Here is a 13308-nt window from a genome sequence, read left to right as displayed (position 1 = left end):
TTTGACTTGACCAATCATTTGCATCGGACCTGACCATTACACAGCGTGGCCATGACCGACAGAGAACGCCCCATACGATTGGAATACTGCGCTGGGTGCAACTGTTTGATCAGGCCGGAGCATCGGGGCTCGCGCTGCAGTCTGCGACCTGCGGCTTGGCACAGCCAATCCACATAATCCCGGCGTTCACTAGTCGATTACTTGTGCTCCCAGGCCATCCTCTACTACGCATCCTAATCCTGCAGATGCCTGGCCAGGTGTGCCCCGCAGGGCAGTATTAATGCAGTCTCTCAGTTCCGGGAAAGACCTGCCGACCGCCGCCGAGGAACCATTACCGAATATTTCCGGGCAGATTATCGGTTCTCCCAGAACTCGGATTTTCTCTCGTTTGCCTTGGCCATGAAGCCAATGTTGGGCCGCATTTAACTCAGACACGACTGTGTCGACAGTTGCGCTTTCGAGCGCATTAAGCATCTCGACTGAGTTACTGAAAAGGCGGATATCCGCTCCTGGGAAGGATGCCCGCGCGTAGCGCTCATGGTTGGATCCAGCGAGCACCGCCAAGGAGCAGCGCCCCAGTTCGATACTTTCCAGATTGACACCTTCCCATCCCATCAGCGTCTCTGGGGAGTCGAAATAGGCGTCGCTGAAAAGGAACTCTTGCCGCCGCTCTTCCGTTGCCGAGAGGCTCGAGAAGATTGCAGCAACCTTACCAAGCCGCAACTGATCAAACATGTCACCCCAAGAGACTGGGACGATCTCGAATTCCAGCCTGGTCTCATAAAGCAATGAGGTGATGAACTCGTACTCAGTCCCACTCCACACACCGGCTGACAGTTTCGTGTAGGGAGGGTTGTCGGGATCGCAACCAATCCTAAACATCGACTTCCTCCACAGCTTCCTCGTACATCTGCACCTCCAACTCCCTGAGGCGAACGTAGTCTGCTTGGAGCACTTCGGCCGACTCGTGGGACAGGTAGACGATTCCCGGGCAGGTATCCATGTCGATTGTCCGTTTGATGGAGGTCCCAGACGTTGGCAGTCCCTGGTCCGCTGCGTAACTCGGTAGAGCCCTGATCGCTGACGGGAACCTAGAGTCCGATACTCGAAGGTCTCGGGGGGACACAAGCATCGCCGCCAACACCGGCTTCCGGGCTTGGTAAGGCGTATTCGAATAGCTGGCAAAGCCACTCGGGTCCGCATAGCGCAGCGCAGTGAGCGTCACATGGCTGTGGCCGAGGGTTGAAAGAACCACGGAGTCGCAGATGGATCCCTGCATACGGGCGCCCACTTCTATGAGCACGGGACCGCGTCCTTCGACAAGCATGATCTCTAAGTGGGCAGGGCCGTTCTGAATCTCGAGAGCGTCAAGGACGGAGCCGGCATAACGACCGAGAACAGTGGATTCTGTGGATGCGGACTTGAGCAGCGCCTCGTAGCATCCAACTGCGCACGCCCCGGGCACTTCAAGACGGACGTCCTTCCACACTTCGGAGACGTAGTGGCTCCCCTGAAGGCTTACTGTGTTGACTATGTACTGCTCGCCAACCAATCTTTCCTGCACGATAAGCAGCGTATTGACTGTCCCCATTGCATTTGTCCTACCGAGTAGGGACGCGAAGGCCGCGCGGACCTCATTTGGCACATGGCAAAAGGTGACTCCATCAGATCCAGCGCTGTCGAGGGGCTTCACCACGCAAGGCCATGCGCACTGCCGATCACACCATGTGATCGCCTCTGCAGCCGAATCCGTTCGCAGCGACCGAATATGCTCAACGCCGGCGTCCTTTAGGGCTGCCTGCATGAGGAACTTGTCTCGTCGGGTGCTGGACTTAGCCGTTCCGTTCGAAGGCAGCTTGAGGACTTCCGATAGCGCGTCGGCTAGGGGGACGCCCGACTCGCAGCCGGCTATCACAAACAAAGGCGAGAGCTTCCCGATGTCCTCAGCCAGCTTAGCTACATCTCCCTGGTACACAAAATTTCTGGTGAAGTCCTCCGGCACGAAAGACGGCGCGTCAAAAACCAGGATAGGGTCCCTGGACTGGACGTGGAAACATTCGACTCCGTAGGCCGAGAACTCCCTGGCGAGCTTGTTTCCGGTTGAGTACGCATCAACGATGATCCCAAGGCTATGCATGACGGGCACCAAAGAAGGAGTGATAGATCTGGGCCAGGGACAGGCCGATGACCAGTACGACGCCCACAATGGCCGGAGTAGATGGGGTGAGGGCGGAATGCGTGAACTGGAACGCGAGGACAAAGGCAGGTGCTGTGGCGAGCACAATCTCGAAAAGTACCGGCTCAATGTACTTAAGACTTCTCTGCAGGAGGAGCGTTGCGGGAATGACACCGAGAAGCGCGAGAGAGGCTCCGCTCATAAGTTCTTCAGCTGACACTGAGAAAGCTCCCCTTACAAGCGCGCCTATGAACGCCAAGCCTGTCAGCAAGTAGAACCTCCGCGCGAGCAGTTCGGAACCAGAACCCCCCCGGTCATAACAGGCCTTCATGGACACGGTCATGAACGCATCCGAGAAAGCCGCTGCCATGGCTAGGAGGATTCCCCAAAGAACGAGGCCATTCGTCCCTTTTCCTGCATCTGTGGCGATTGTCGCCCAAGACAAGAATGCAGTGATTGCGAGTGCAGCCAAGCATACAGCGATGTCGCGGAGGGCAGCCGGCGAACTCGGGCGCAGTCGACGGTTTACGAAGTAAGTGAATATCGGACAGAGGGAGGTTGCAATCGCAGCGGCAAGGGCTGGGGGGATGAGCCAGATTGAAAGGAACAACGCCCCCCAACTTCCCGCGGTCCAGAGGTTCAGCGAGACGACCTCCTTCCATCGCAGCCGGGCTTCGCCTCCGCCTCCCCTGAAACACACCTCGAAAGTCGCTATGACAATCAAGAAGGCGACGAAAGTCAGGAAGAATACGTCTAGCTTCCGGAATGCAACGGCGCGGTATACATCCTGCCAACCGGTGAGCATGTTATGCGCGAGCAGTAGGCAAAGCCCGACTGCCAAGGAGCGGTGTTCAACGAGCATAGCCCCCTCCCTTGATGTCGATAGCAGGGTACATGGATGTTAATTTTTGAAATTTAAGAAGCTGTATCTCTGATCTCGGAAATATTAAGGGGAGCACTATTTCCATAAAAAAGCAGCCTCGACCAAGCCGAACATCGTGACACCCAAGCCACTGAAAAATCCAAGAATTCTTAGGCGGCTATTATTGGTGATGAATGGCTTTAATGCGGTGCCACCCAATGCGTACAAGCATTGAATAAATAAGCTCCCCGCAAACAAACAAAGACACGATATCACGAGGGAAGTTATTGTGCGCCCGTCAACTTGAGTTGCAAATGCTGAAATAGCCAGAATAGTTAATGGATTTGAAATCGTTAGTATGAACGTAGTTGTAAAGCCAATGTTTTTTGACGGGACGCCACTATCAGTCTTGGCCTTGAATTCGCCACATATCATGTGCAGTCCGAATAGAATTAAAATTAGCGCGGAAGCTGCGCTCAGGAACCTTTGATGACTGGATAGAAATCCCACTACCAAGCTTGCGCCGGCAAACGCAATCACGCTAAAGAAAAGATCTCCAATCGCCGCCCCTAACGCACTCTTTATGGCAACGACTCTGCCATGCTGAATGCCGTTTCGGATGATTATTAATGCGATAGGCCCTACGGCAATAGAAAGTGTAATGCCAAAGAGAAAGGCCTTGAGGGCACTTGCTGGCAGCACGTCAGAGCGTCCGTTCAGTGAAGTTCTTCTTCTTTGTTCGGCAGTGGGGGCATTTAAAATCTTCAGGAAGGTCTTCCCACTGTGTCCCTGGAACTACCCCTTCCGTCTCCTCACCTTGTTCCTCCGAGTAGACGTAATGGCAGAAATTGCACTCATATTCCTTGCTAGCCATGATAACTCTCCATTTAAAGGGCGCAGGCAACGCCTGCGCCCTTGGCGCGATCACTGAATACTGTGACCCAGCTTACGATTCAAGGCAGCGAACATGCGTTCGAAGCCATCCATGAATGCCATGGCGCCCCGTAATGCCTGCTTGCCGATGCGCTCGTCACGGTTCAGGAACGACACCAAGACGTCTCGCCCAGTGGATACATGCATCGGTTCAACTTCGCAGTGTACGGCGAAGAAGGCCAGAACCGGGTCATCCTCGTCTTTCAGACCATATTCCTTGGCGTACTTCTGGAAGCCGGCCAAGAAATATTGGAACTCACGGGACGATGTCATCTCGGATGCGAGATGGAATCCCAGGGCCTCACCGAGTTGATCAGAACGATAGAGACGATGTGTTGCATCGCCCATGGCGACCCCTTCCGGCAAGACAAAAGCTGGATTGTGCAGGTCTTGATGACTCAGCCTAAGATGTTCGGTCAGTTCCCGGAACATTTGGTGATGAGTAGGCAGCATGTGTCGCTGATGCTGGTGCAGTCCGAACTCGTCAACAGATGCGTAGAGCACGCATGCAGCTTTTGCAGTTGCGTTCCACGTGTCTTCGGCCAGCAGTTCGTCAGTAATGCGAGCGGCCAGCGCGATGATGCCAGAGGGAACGTCTTTGAAAAATGCCCAAAGGGTCCCGAAGAAAGTTGCCAAGCCTTCATGATCAAGCGGTCGACTGGCCAGAATTTGGCCAAAACGATCAAGCTCTTTGATGGCATTATGACGAACTACCGCCGATGCAATTTCAGTGTAAATAGTATCGCTTTGACCGTGGTCTCGTGCGACTTAATTTTCACGAAGAGTGAACGCCTGTTGAATATCCAAAGTTATCACCTCAATGAATGTATTGAAATTGCGGCCAATATTGAATGACGTGGACGCATCTTGAGATACCTCCTCCCTGGCCATCCAGATAATTCTGCCCCGACTACATGCCGCAGAATGTTTCTATATCCCCCTTCAATGCCTGTCAACATGGTGTCAACTTGATACCAAGGATCAGCGAAAAACTCTCTAAATCGGGTTACAGAACCGTCCCACAATAGAGCTCTATAAACAACCAAGAAAACAAGAACCATCTGACAATCCAAGCACCGCCACCAGTACAACTTAGGTATGAGATCACATATCGGCGCCAATCATTTGAACGACCCATAATAGTCGCCGGAAAATTTCTGCTTAGCGACTCTTCAAACGGAAAGTTCGAGCATCTAACCGACAATGCCGGTGCCGGATTGGTATCCGCGACTTAATTATCCAAGCTGTCGGGCAGTAGCTTGGTTTGGTCTAGATTTTCACCCTGGATGAACTCCTCATGGACAGCCTTTGCTATGACCGCGGCCGGCAGGATAGCAACAGGACTGGCCCTGTTTTTTCAGAGGCTTGAGCGCTCTCAACAGACCATGGTTTCAAAGGTTCTGAGCAAATCCGGTGCAATCAATGGTCAGAACAAATGCAAACGGATGATCAAGTGCAATGCAATTCCGCACATCGCACCGAATGACGGTTTCTGTAGGAGCAAGCTTGCTCGCGAACGGACGCCGCTCCGGTGCCGAGAGGTTCGCGAGCAAGCTCGCCCCTGCAACGCATGACCAGGCGTCAGCCCTCAGCGCGCCTCGGCAGATCATCCACCGTGTCGAACCACGAAAGCTGCGACGAACACCAGACATGACACTGCGGCTCGATCAGCTCCGGCTCGTCCAGGGTCACGGTGTTGAGCCCCACCGTCTCGCCGTCGCGCACGCGGAACTCCATCGGCGTGCCGCACTTCACGCAGAAGCGCCGCTCGCCGTCCGGGCTTGAGCGCCACACTCCCAGTTCGCCGGCGGTATACGCGAAGCCCGTCAGCGGAATCACAGCCCAGGGCACCGCCGGCGCGGCATTGGACTTCTGGCAGATGCGGCAATGGCAGTAGCCGGTCTCTTCCGGCTCGGCATCCACCCGGTAGCGCACCGCGCCGCAGGCGCAGCCGCCAAACAGGGGCAAAGGCAACATGCTGACGCTCCCGCTATGACCCAAGAAGACTTACAGCCTAGCGAGCATGCCGAAAGTCTGCAGCACCGCGACGCCGGTGAAGAGCAACAGGATTTGTCGTTCGGCCAGGGCGCAGACTTCCCCGCGCTGCTCCGGCGGGCGCTCGAGATAGTCCAGCGATTGCTGGAACAATTGCCGGCTGATCAGCCGCGAGAGCTGGTTCAACTCGTTCTCGTCGATGTCCGGCAACAAGTGGAACTGGCGGATGTCCTCGGCCATGTCCTCACCGAACTCGTCCATCACTCGCGCCAACGCCTCGCGCAGCACCGGCGACGGCCCATGCAGCTCGCGCACACCAATGATGAAGGCCTGCGGGTTGCCTTCCACGAAGTCGAAGAACAGCCGCACAGTCTCCCGCGTCACCCGCTGGCCACGCTCCAGGTCCAGGCCGAAAGGCACGCTGGCCGTGCCCTCCCCCGGTTGCGCGCGCTCGGCGGCCTCGCGGCGCAGATCGCGCAGCGGCTGGCGCAGTTGGGTGGCGATGTCGCGAATGATCGCCAGGCCCAGATCATCCACGTCACCGAAGTGCCGGTAGAAGGTATTCGGGTTCAGCCCCGCTTCGCGCGCCAGCTCGCGCAGCCCGAGACTGCTGAGGCTGCGCCGGCTGGCCGCCAGGCGCAGCGCCGCATCGATCAGCGCGCGCTTGCCGGCGGCCTCCACTGGCCGTTCTTCCTGTCCGATTTCCATGTGTCTGGCGCCCGACCCCACCTAAGGTTGGTTGTTCCCGCAGTATACAGGTGTCTACATTTCACCACGTAGACAGTTGTATACGCCAGCAATAATCATAACAGGAGCGTGGCCATGAGTACGGTTGTGAGTACCCAACCAAAGACTGCCCCCAGACACTGCAAGGTCGCCATCATCGGCACCGGGTTTTCCGGGCTGGGCATGGCGATACGCCTGAAGCAGGAAGGCGAGAATGACTTTCTGCTGTTCGAAAAGGATGCCGGCGTCGGTGGCACCTGGCGGGTCAACAACTACCCGGGCTGCGCCTGCGACGTGCAATCCCACGTCTACTCCTTCTCCTTCGAGCCGAACCCGGACTGGACGCGCATGTTCGCCCGCCAGCCGGAAATCCGCGCGTACCTGGAGAAGTGCTGGGCGAAGTACCGCCTGGAAGACAAGACGCTGCTCAACACCGAGATGGCGCGCTTCGAGTGGAACGAGGAACAGCAGCTCTGGCACCTGTTCGACGCCGCCGGCAACCACTACACCGCCAAGGCGGTAGTCTCCGGCATGGGCGCGCTGTCGATCCCCGCGATCCCCGCGCTCAAGGGCCTGGAGAACTTCCAGGGCAAGGCCTTCCACTCCCAACAGTGGGACCATGACTACGACCTCAAGGGCAAGCGCGTCGCGGTGATCGGTACCGGCGCCTCAGCCATCCAGTTCGTCCCGGAAATCCAGCCGCTGGTGGCCAAGCTCGACCTCTACCAGCGCACCGCGCCGTGGATCCTGCCCAAGCCGGACCGCGCCATCAGCGACAAGGAGCGCGCACGCTTCCGCCACTTCCCCGCCGTGCAGAAACTCTGGCGCGGCGCGCTCTACAGCATGCTCGAAGGCCGTGTACTGGGTTTCACCTTCGCACCCTGGGCAATGAAGCTGGTGGGCAAACTGGCCGAGCGCTTCATCCGCCAGCAGGTCAAGGACCCGGACCTTCGCCGCAAGCTGACCCCGGACTACACCATCGGCTGCAAGCGCGTGCTCATGTCGCACAACTACTACCCGGCGCTGGCGGCCTCCAACTCCTCGGTGATCGTCGACGGCATCCGCGAGATCAAGGCCGGCAGCATCATCACCAGCGATGGCCGCGAGCGTCAGGTGGACGCGATCATCTTCGGCACCGGCTTCACCGCTAACGACCCGATCCCGCGCGGCGTGGTGTTCGGCCGGGACGGCGTGGACCTGCTCGACACCTGGAAGAACGGCCCGGAAGCCTACAAGGGCACCATGACCCGCGGCTTCCCCAACCTGTTCTTCCTCATGGGCCCGAACACTGGCCTGGGCCACAACTCGATGGTCTACATGATCGAGTCGCAGATCGCCTACGTGCTGGGCGCCATCAAACTGATGGATCGCCGCGAGCTGCAGAGCGTCGAAGTGAAGCAGGAGGTGCAAGAGCGCTGGAACGAGAAGCTGCAGCGTGGCCTCAACCACAGCGTATGGAACACCGGCGGCTGCAAGAGCTGGTACCTGCACCCGGTGAGCGGGCGCAACTGCACCCTGTGGCCGGGCTTCACCTGGCGCTTCCGCGCCCTGACCAGCCAGTTCGATCCCGGCGCCTATCATCTGAAGGCCAAACCCCTGAGCAGCCCTGTCGTCCAACCGCAACGCCACGCCGAGGAGGTGCCGGCATGAAGAACTTCGAGAACAAGGTCGCCGCCATCACCGGCGCAGGCTCCGGCATCGGCCGCGCCCTGGCCGTGGAACTGGCCTCCCGTGGTTGCCACCTGGCCCTGGCGGACGTGAATGCCGCAGGCCTGGAGGAAACCCGCCAACTGCTCTCCTCCTCCGGCGTGCGGGTGTCCATCGACACGGTGAACGTCGCCGACCGCGAGCAGGTGCACGCCTGGGCCGACAAGGCCGCCCGCGAGCACGGCAAGGTCAACCTGGTGTTCAACAACGCCGGCGTCGCCCATGCCGGTACCGTGGAAGCCAGCGACTATGAAGAGTACGAGTGGATCACCAACATCAACTTCTGGGGCGTGGTCTACGGCACCAAGGCCTTCCTGCCGCACCTGAAGGCTTCCGGTGACGGCCACATCGTCAACGTCTCCAGCGTGTTCGGCCTGTTCTCCCAGCCGGGCATGAGCGCCTACAACGCCACCAAGTTCGCCGTGCGCGGCTTCACCGAGTCACTGCGCCAGGAGCTGGACATGGAGCGCGGCGGTGTCTCCGCCAGTTGCGTGCACCCCGGCGGGATCAAGACCAACATCGCCAAGACCGCGCGCATGAACGACAGCATGGTCAAGGTCACCGGGCAGAACGCGGAAGCAGCGCGCACCCAGTTCAACGACCAGTTGCTGCGCACCACCCCGCAGAAAGCCGCACAGGTGATCATCCGCGGCGTGGAGCGCGATTCGCGGCGCATCCTGATCGGCCCGGATGCCCACGCCATCGACGTGATGCTGCGCCTGCTGCCGGTCTGGTACCAGAAAGTGGTCACCGGCAGCATGAAGCTGGCCAAGCGCTTCGCTCCCAAGCCCAAGCGCAAGTCCGACGCCGAGGGCTACGAGGCCAAGTAACCCGTCATTCCCAAGAGTCCCTTTTTCCCTGTCGGGCCGGCGCCCATCCCCCTTACCCCCGGATGGGCGCCGTTTTTTTCAGGGATCATTGCCGGACAGCGATCACCGACGGGTCAGCACCACCTCCAGATATTCGCTGGGCACCACCAGCGACGAGGGGCCCGCGCGATTGCTCGCTTCGAGCAGCTGCGTCAGATCACGCTCCAGCAACTTCCCATCCGCTTCCGGCAGGTTGGCGAAAGCCTTATGCAGCGGGCCGTACCAGTCGCGGAAGACCTCGATGAAATGCGCCGCCGAGCGATAGCGGAAGTTGAAGACCTGTCGCGTCGCACGCAACTCGCCGATCGATCCGTCGAACAGCTCGCGCAGATGCTCCTCCCGTCCCCACGCGGACGGCGGGCGAACACCCGCCGCCGGCGGGATGTAACCCGAAAGCACCTTGAACACCTGGCCGATGAAGCCCTCGGGCGTCCAGTTGGCCAGGCCGATGCGGCCGCCGGAGCGGCAGACCCGCGCCAATTCCACCGCGGCTTTCGGCTGGTCGGGGGTGAACATCACACCGAAGGTCGAGACCACCGCATCGAAGCTGCCGGCTTCGAATGGCAGCGCCTCGGCATCGGCCTCGCGGAACTCCACGGCCAGATGCTCAGCACGGGCGCGTTCGGCGCCCAGTTCCAGCAAGCGCGGCACGTAGTCAGTGGAGATCACCCGGCAACCACGCCGGGCGGCGGCCAGGGTGACGTTGCCGTTGCCGGCGGCGACGTCCAGCACCCGCTCATCGCAGAGCAGGTCGCAGGCTTCGGCCAGACGTTCACCGACGATCTGCAGAGTCGTGCCGATCACGGCGTAGTCGCCACTGGCCCAGGTGGCCATCTGGCGTTGTTTCAGGGCATTGAGGTCTACAGCGGTAGTCATTTGTGGTTCTCCTGACGGGCAAGGCGCGCTCATTCGGCGGTGGTCGGATCGAGGGTAGTGACGACCTGCGATATCCGGTTGGCCGGGAAGCCGCCCAGTCGCGCGTGCTCTCGCACGACGGCTTCGTCGGGGGCGATGTAAAGGCAGTAGATGCGGTCTGCGACCACGTAGCTGTGCAACCACTGCACCTGCGGCCCCAGCTGGTTCAAGACCTTGCAGGACTTCTGCGCGATAGCCTGGAAATCGCGGTCGGTCAGGGCTCCGGCGCCGGGGATCTCGCGCTCTATGACGAACTTCGGCATGACACTCTCCATGGGTGGGCTGATGCGGGTACCGCGACATCCCGCACCTTCATGCTGCGCTGCGGCCTGACCGCCGTCCTGCTCCAGCGTCGGTGTTGCCTGTCCGATCGTCCGGCGGCTCGCCACGGCTTCGCTTTCGCGCCCAGACTTCGACTGAGAACCCCGCCTCGGAGGCGCCCCTCGATGAGCACGCAAACCATCCTCGCCGCCCAGCAGCGCCTGGAGCGTCTGGTGCGCCAGCGGCCGGGCCTCGCCCAGGTCCGCGACGTCCCCGCCACCGCGTTCTGGGAAGGCGGCGGCAAGACGCAGACGCGCCATCCGGACGGCAACCTGATCCATACCGACCTGCCGCAGGAACTGGGTGGCGATGGCGAGCGTGTCAGCCCCGGCTGGCTGCTGCGCGCCGCGTTGGCCTCCTGCGCCGTTACACGCATCGCGATGCTGGCCGCGGAGCGAGGAATGCAGCCACAGCGGCTGGAGGCGCAAGTCACCAGCGACACCGACCTGCATGGCCTGCTCGGGCTGCCCCGCGAAGATGGCCAGCACATCCCCGCCGGCCCGCTGGCCATCCACGTGCGGGTCAGCATCAGCGTACCGGGCGCCCCGGATGCAGAAGTACGCGAGATGGTCGAGCAGGCCATGCGCGTCTCCCCGATGCTCAGCGCGCTGGCCGAAGCCGTACCGGTGCGCCTGGACATCGACAGCGCCGCCCCCTGATGGACGCGCTGTCGGAAACCCTGCGCGTGGTCCGGCTGGTCGGCGCCATATTCATCAATGCGCGCTTCACCGCGCCATGGTGCTACCAATCGCCAAGGGCGGATTCGGTGGTCGAACTGCTGGAGCCCGGCGCCGAACAGGTGGTGATATTCCACCTCATTACCGAGGGAGAGTGCTTCGTCGAAATGGGCAGGGCCGAGCCGGTGCGACTGGTAGCCGGCGATGCGGTGATCTTCCCTCAGGGCCATGCCCACCGCATGGCCTCGCAACCGGGCGTCCCACCCGCCACGGGAGCGCGACTGGACGCAGTGCTTGCCCGTCGGCCGCGTCAGTTGTCCTATGGCGGCGGCGGTGCGACGACGCGCCTGGTCTGCGGTTACCTCGCCTGCGACGCACGGCTGGCGAGGCTGCTGCTCGCCGGGCTGCCGGCATTGGTGAAGGTCAACGTGCGCGGCTCGGCCGCAGGCGCCTGGCTGGAGTCCTCGGTGCGCTATGCGCTGGCCGAGGCGCGCTCCCCCCGTCCCGGCGGTGCCGGCGTGCTGGCCAAGCTGGCGGAGGTGTTGTTCATCGAGGTGCTGCGCCTGTACATGGAGGAACAGGGCGAGGACCGCAGCGGCTGGCTGGCCGGGCTGCACGACCGCATAGTCGGCAGCGCCCTGGGCGCCCTGCACAAGTCACCGGCTCATCCCTGGAGCCTGGAGGAACTGGCGCGCTGCGCCGGTACTTCGCGCTCAGTGCTGGCCGAGCGCTTCCTCGGGCTGGTGGGCTGCCCGCCAATGCAGTACCTCACTCAGTGGCGAATGCTGCTGGCCGCCAACCTGCTGCGCGGCAGCAACGCCCCGCTGGCGCGGATCGCCGAGGACGTCGGCTATCAGACAGACACGGCCTTCAGCCGCGCCTTTCGCCGCGAATACGGCTGCCCGCCGGCGGCCTGGCGGCGCAGCCAGGCCGCCCGCGCACGCCCGTCGATGTAAGGGCGCTCAGAGCCCCATCTGCTTGGCGATGATCTCGTTCATGATCTCCCGCGTGCCGCCGCCAATGGAGAGGATGCGGTTGTCGCGGTACAGCCGCTCCACCAGGCTCTCGCGCATGTAGCCCATGCCGCCCAGTACCTGCACCGCGTCGTAGGTCACCCGGTCGGCCACGTCGGTGGCGAAGTTCTTGGCCATGGAGATTTCCTTGATCACGCTCTTGCCGGCCGCCATCTTCGCCGCCTGGCGGTAGGTGAACTCGCGGGACACTTCGACCTGGGTAGCCATCTCCGCCAGCCGGTGCTTGAGCACCTGGAACTTGCCGACCGGCTTGCCGAACGCCTCGCGCTCGCGGCTCCAGGCCAGCGCCTCGTCCAGCGCCAGTTGCGCGGTCATGTTGGCCATGATCGCCAGGGCCAGACGCTCGCTCTGGAAGTTCGCCATGATGCAGGCGAAGCCCATGTTCTCCGCGCCAATGAGGTTCTCCACCGGCACCTTGCAGTCATCGAAGAACAACTCGGCGGTGTCCGACGCCCACCAGCCCATCTTCTTCAGCTTGCGGCTCACGGTGAAGCCCGGCGTACCCTTCTCCACCAGCAGCAGGCTGACGCCGCCGAAGCCATCGCCGCCGGTGCGCACGGCCACGGTGTAGTAGTCGGCGCGCACACCGCTGGTGATGAAGGTCTTGCTACCGCTGACGCGGTAGTGATCACCGTCGCGCACGGCGCGGGTCTTCAGGCTGGCGACATCGGAGCCGCCGGACGGCTCGGTGACCGCCAGTGCCATGATCTTCTCGCCGGCCAGCACCTGCGGCGCGATGCGCTCGCGCAGCTCCGGGCGGCCCCACTTGATCAGCGGCGGCAAGCCGATATCCAGCGAGCCCAGCCCCGCCACCAGCCCGCCGGAACCACAACGCATCAGCTCCTCGCTGGCCGCTACCTTGGCGAACAGGTCGCCTTCGTGGCTGCCGCCAAGCGACTCGGGATAGCCGATGCCGAGGATGCCGGCCTCGCCTGCCTTGCGGTACAGCTCGCGGGGAAACTCCTCGGCTTCCTCCCAGTCGGCGACGTGGGGCAGGATTTCACGCTCGACGAAGCGCCGCACGCTGTCGCGGACCAGGCGGTGGCTGTCATCGAAGTATTCGGCGAACACGGACATGGCAAGGCTCCAGACG

Annotated in this window: 14 protein-coding genes and 1 pseudogene; 4 read left to right on the top strand and 11 right to left on the bottom strand. The window is 61.3% G+C overall.

What is annotated here, in order from left to right:
* Positions 1-189 precede the first annotated feature (189 nt).
* From IB256_RS27150 to IB256_RS27115, 8 genes are all read right to left on the bottom strand, one after another.
* The gene (locus tag IB256_RS27150; protein ID WP_192404712.1) at positions 190-882 is read right to left on the bottom strand and encodes a substrate-binding periplasmic protein; all 693 of its coding nucleotides are present in this window, start codon (positions 880-882) and stop codon (positions 190-192) included.
* Positions 875-2137 (bottom strand): ATP-grasp domain-containing protein, encoded by a 1263-nt coding sequence (locus IB256_RS27145; protein ID WP_192294947.1) that lies wholly within the window; start codon positions 2135-2137, stop codon positions 875-877. The genes IB256_RS27150 and IB256_RS27145 overlap by 8 nt, the downstream gene beginning before the upstream one ends.
* A complete protein-coding gene (locus IB256_RS27140) occupies positions 2130-3038 on the bottom strand; it encodes a hypothetical protein (protein ID WP_192404711.1) in 909 nt (302 codons plus the stop codon). Before IB256_RS27140 ends, IB256_RS27145 begins: the two co-directional genes overlap by 8 nt.
* 96 nt (positions 3039-3134) lie before the next feature.
* Complete coding sequence (locus IB256_RS27135; RefSeq protein ID WP_192294949.1) at positions 3135-3740, bottom strand: LysE family translocator; 606 nt, start codon at positions 3738-3740, stop codon at positions 3135-3137.
* A 1-nt stretch (position 3741) separates the two neighbouring features.
* On the bottom strand, positions 3742-3912 hold the full coding sequence (locus IB256_RS27130) for a rubredoxin (RefSeq protein ID WP_192294950.1): 171 nt from the start codon (positions 3910-3912) through the stop codon (positions 3742-3744).
* Positions 3913-3962: 50 nt separating this feature from the next.
* The gene (locus tag IB256_RS27125; RefSeq protein ID WP_225601978.1) at positions 3963-4607 is read right to left on the bottom strand and encodes an iron-containing redox enzyme family protein; all 645 of its coding nucleotides are present in this window, start codon (positions 4605-4607) and stop codon (positions 3963-3965) included.
* A gap of 945 nt (positions 4608-5552) precedes the next feature.
* A complete protein-coding gene (locus IB256_RS27120) occupies positions 5553-5948 on the bottom strand; it encodes a GFA family protein (RefSeq protein WP_192294951.1) in 396 nt (131 codons plus the stop codon).
* A 30-nt stretch (positions 5949-5978) separates the two neighbouring features.
* Positions 5979-6674, bottom strand: coding sequence for a TetR family transcriptional regulator (locus IB256_RS27115; protein ID WP_192294952.1), 696 nt, complete (start codon positions 6672-6674; stop codon positions 5979-5981).
* A 76-nt stretch (positions 6675-6750) separates the two neighbouring features.
* On the opposite strand from IB256_RS27115, the pseudogene IB256_RS27110 reads away from it, so the two are divergent.
* Positions 6751-8342: pseudogene (locus IB256_RS27110) on the top strand (flavin-containing monooxygenase).
* Entirely contained in the window at positions 8339-9229 is an 891-nt protein-coding gene (locus tag IB256_RS27105; RefSeq protein WP_192294954.1) for an SDR family NAD(P)-dependent oxidoreductase, read from the top strand. Before IB256_RS27110 ends, IB256_RS27105 begins: the two are co-directional and overlap by 4 nt.
* Positions 9230-9331: 102 nt before the next feature.
* Here the strand turns inward: IB256_RS27105 and IB256_RS27100 are convergent, their stop codons facing one another.
* Together IB256_RS27100 and IB256_RS27095 are read right to left on the bottom strand one after the other, a co-directional pair.
* Positions 9332-10144, bottom strand: coding sequence for a class I SAM-dependent methyltransferase (locus IB256_RS27100; protein ID WP_192294955.1), 813 nt, complete (start codon positions 10142-10144; stop codon positions 9332-9334).
* Between the two features lie 29 nt (positions 10145-10173).
* The gene (locus IB256_RS27095; protein WP_192294956.1) at positions 10174-10446 is read right to left on the bottom strand and encodes a DUF4242 domain-containing protein; all 273 of its coding nucleotides are present in this window, start codon (positions 10444-10446) and stop codon (positions 10174-10176) included.
* Positions 10447-10629: 183 nt separating this feature from the next.
* On the opposite strand from IB256_RS27095, the gene IB256_RS27090 reads away from it, so the two are divergent.
* Both IB256_RS27090 and IB256_RS27085 read left to right on the top strand, forming a co-directional pair.
* Positions 10630-11163, top strand: coding sequence for an OsmC family protein (locus tag IB256_RS27090; protein WP_192404709.1), 534 nt, complete (start codon positions 10630-10632; stop codon positions 11161-11163).
* Positions 11163-12137 carry an AraC family transcriptional regulator gene (locus IB256_RS27085; protein ID WP_192404708.1) on the top strand — a complete coding sequence of 325 codons (975 nt, stop codon included), beginning with the start codon at positions 11163-11165 and terminating at the stop codon, positions 12135-12137. Before IB256_RS27090 ends, IB256_RS27085 begins: the two co-directional genes overlap by 1 nt.
* A gap of 6 nt (positions 12138-12143) precedes the next feature.
* On the opposite strand, the gene IB256_RS27080 is transcribed toward IB256_RS27085, so the two are convergent.
* Positions 12144-13292 (bottom strand): acyl-CoA dehydrogenase family protein, encoded by a 1149-nt coding sequence (locus IB256_RS27080; RefSeq protein ID WP_192404707.1) that lies wholly within the window; start codon positions 13290-13292, stop codon positions 12144-12146.
* Positions 13293-13308 lie beyond the last annotated feature (16 nt).

The organism is Pseudomonas sp. PDM17, from assembly GCF_014851985.1.
Lineage (GTDB): Bacteria > Pseudomonadota > Gammaproteobacteria > Pseudomonadales > Pseudomonadaceae > Pseudomonas.
Note: the sequence above shows the minus strand (reverse complement) of the source record. Positions and strands in the feature narration are given on the sequence as shown.

Coding starts and splice junctions, on each gene's coding strand:
- IB256_RS27150 (WP_192404712.1), bottom strand. CDS start 882: ATGTTTAGGATTGGTTGCGATCCCGACAACCCTCCCTACACGAAACTG.
- IB256_RS27145 (WP_192294947.1), bottom strand. CDS start 2,137: ATGCATAGCCTTGGGATCATCGTTGATGCGTACTCAACCGGAAACAAG.
- IB256_RS27140 (WP_192404711.1), bottom strand. CDS start 3,038: ATGCTCGTTGAACACCGCTCCTTGGCAGTCGGGCTTTGCCTACTGCTC.
- IB256_RS27130 (WP_192294950.1), bottom strand. CDS start 3,912: ATGGCTAGCAAGGAATATGAGTGCAATTTCTGCCATTACGTCTACTCG.
- IB256_RS27120 (WP_192294951.1), bottom strand. CDS start 5,948: ATGTTGCCTTTGCCCCTGTTTGGCGGCTGCGCCTGCGGCGCGGTGCGC.
- IB256_RS27115 (WP_192294952.1), bottom strand. CDS start 6,674: ATGGAAATCGGACAGGAAGAACGGCCAGTGGAGGCCGCCGGCAAGCGC.
- IB256_RS27105 (WP_192294954.1), top strand. CDS start 8,339: ATGAAGAACTTCGAGAACAAGGTCGCCGCCATCACCGGCGCAGGCTCC.
- IB256_RS27100 (WP_192294955.1), bottom strand. CDS start 10,144: ATGACTACCGCTGTAGACCTCAATGCCCTGAAACAACGCCAGATGGCC.
- IB256_RS27095 (WP_192294956.1), bottom strand. CDS start 10,446: ATGCCGAAGTTCGTCATAGAGCGCGAGATCCCCGGCGCCGGAGCCCTG.
- IB256_RS27090 (WP_192404709.1), top strand. CDS start 10,630: ATGAGCACGCAAACCATCCTCGCCGCCCAGCAGCGCCTGGAGCGTCTG.
- IB256_RS27085 (WP_192404708.1), top strand. CDS start 11,163: ATGGACGCGCTGTCGGAAACCCTGCGCGTGGTCCGGCTGGTCGGCGCC.
- IB256_RS27080 (WP_192404707.1), bottom strand. CDS start 13,292: ATGTCCGTGTTCGCCGAATACTTCGATGACAGCCACCGCCTGGTCCGC.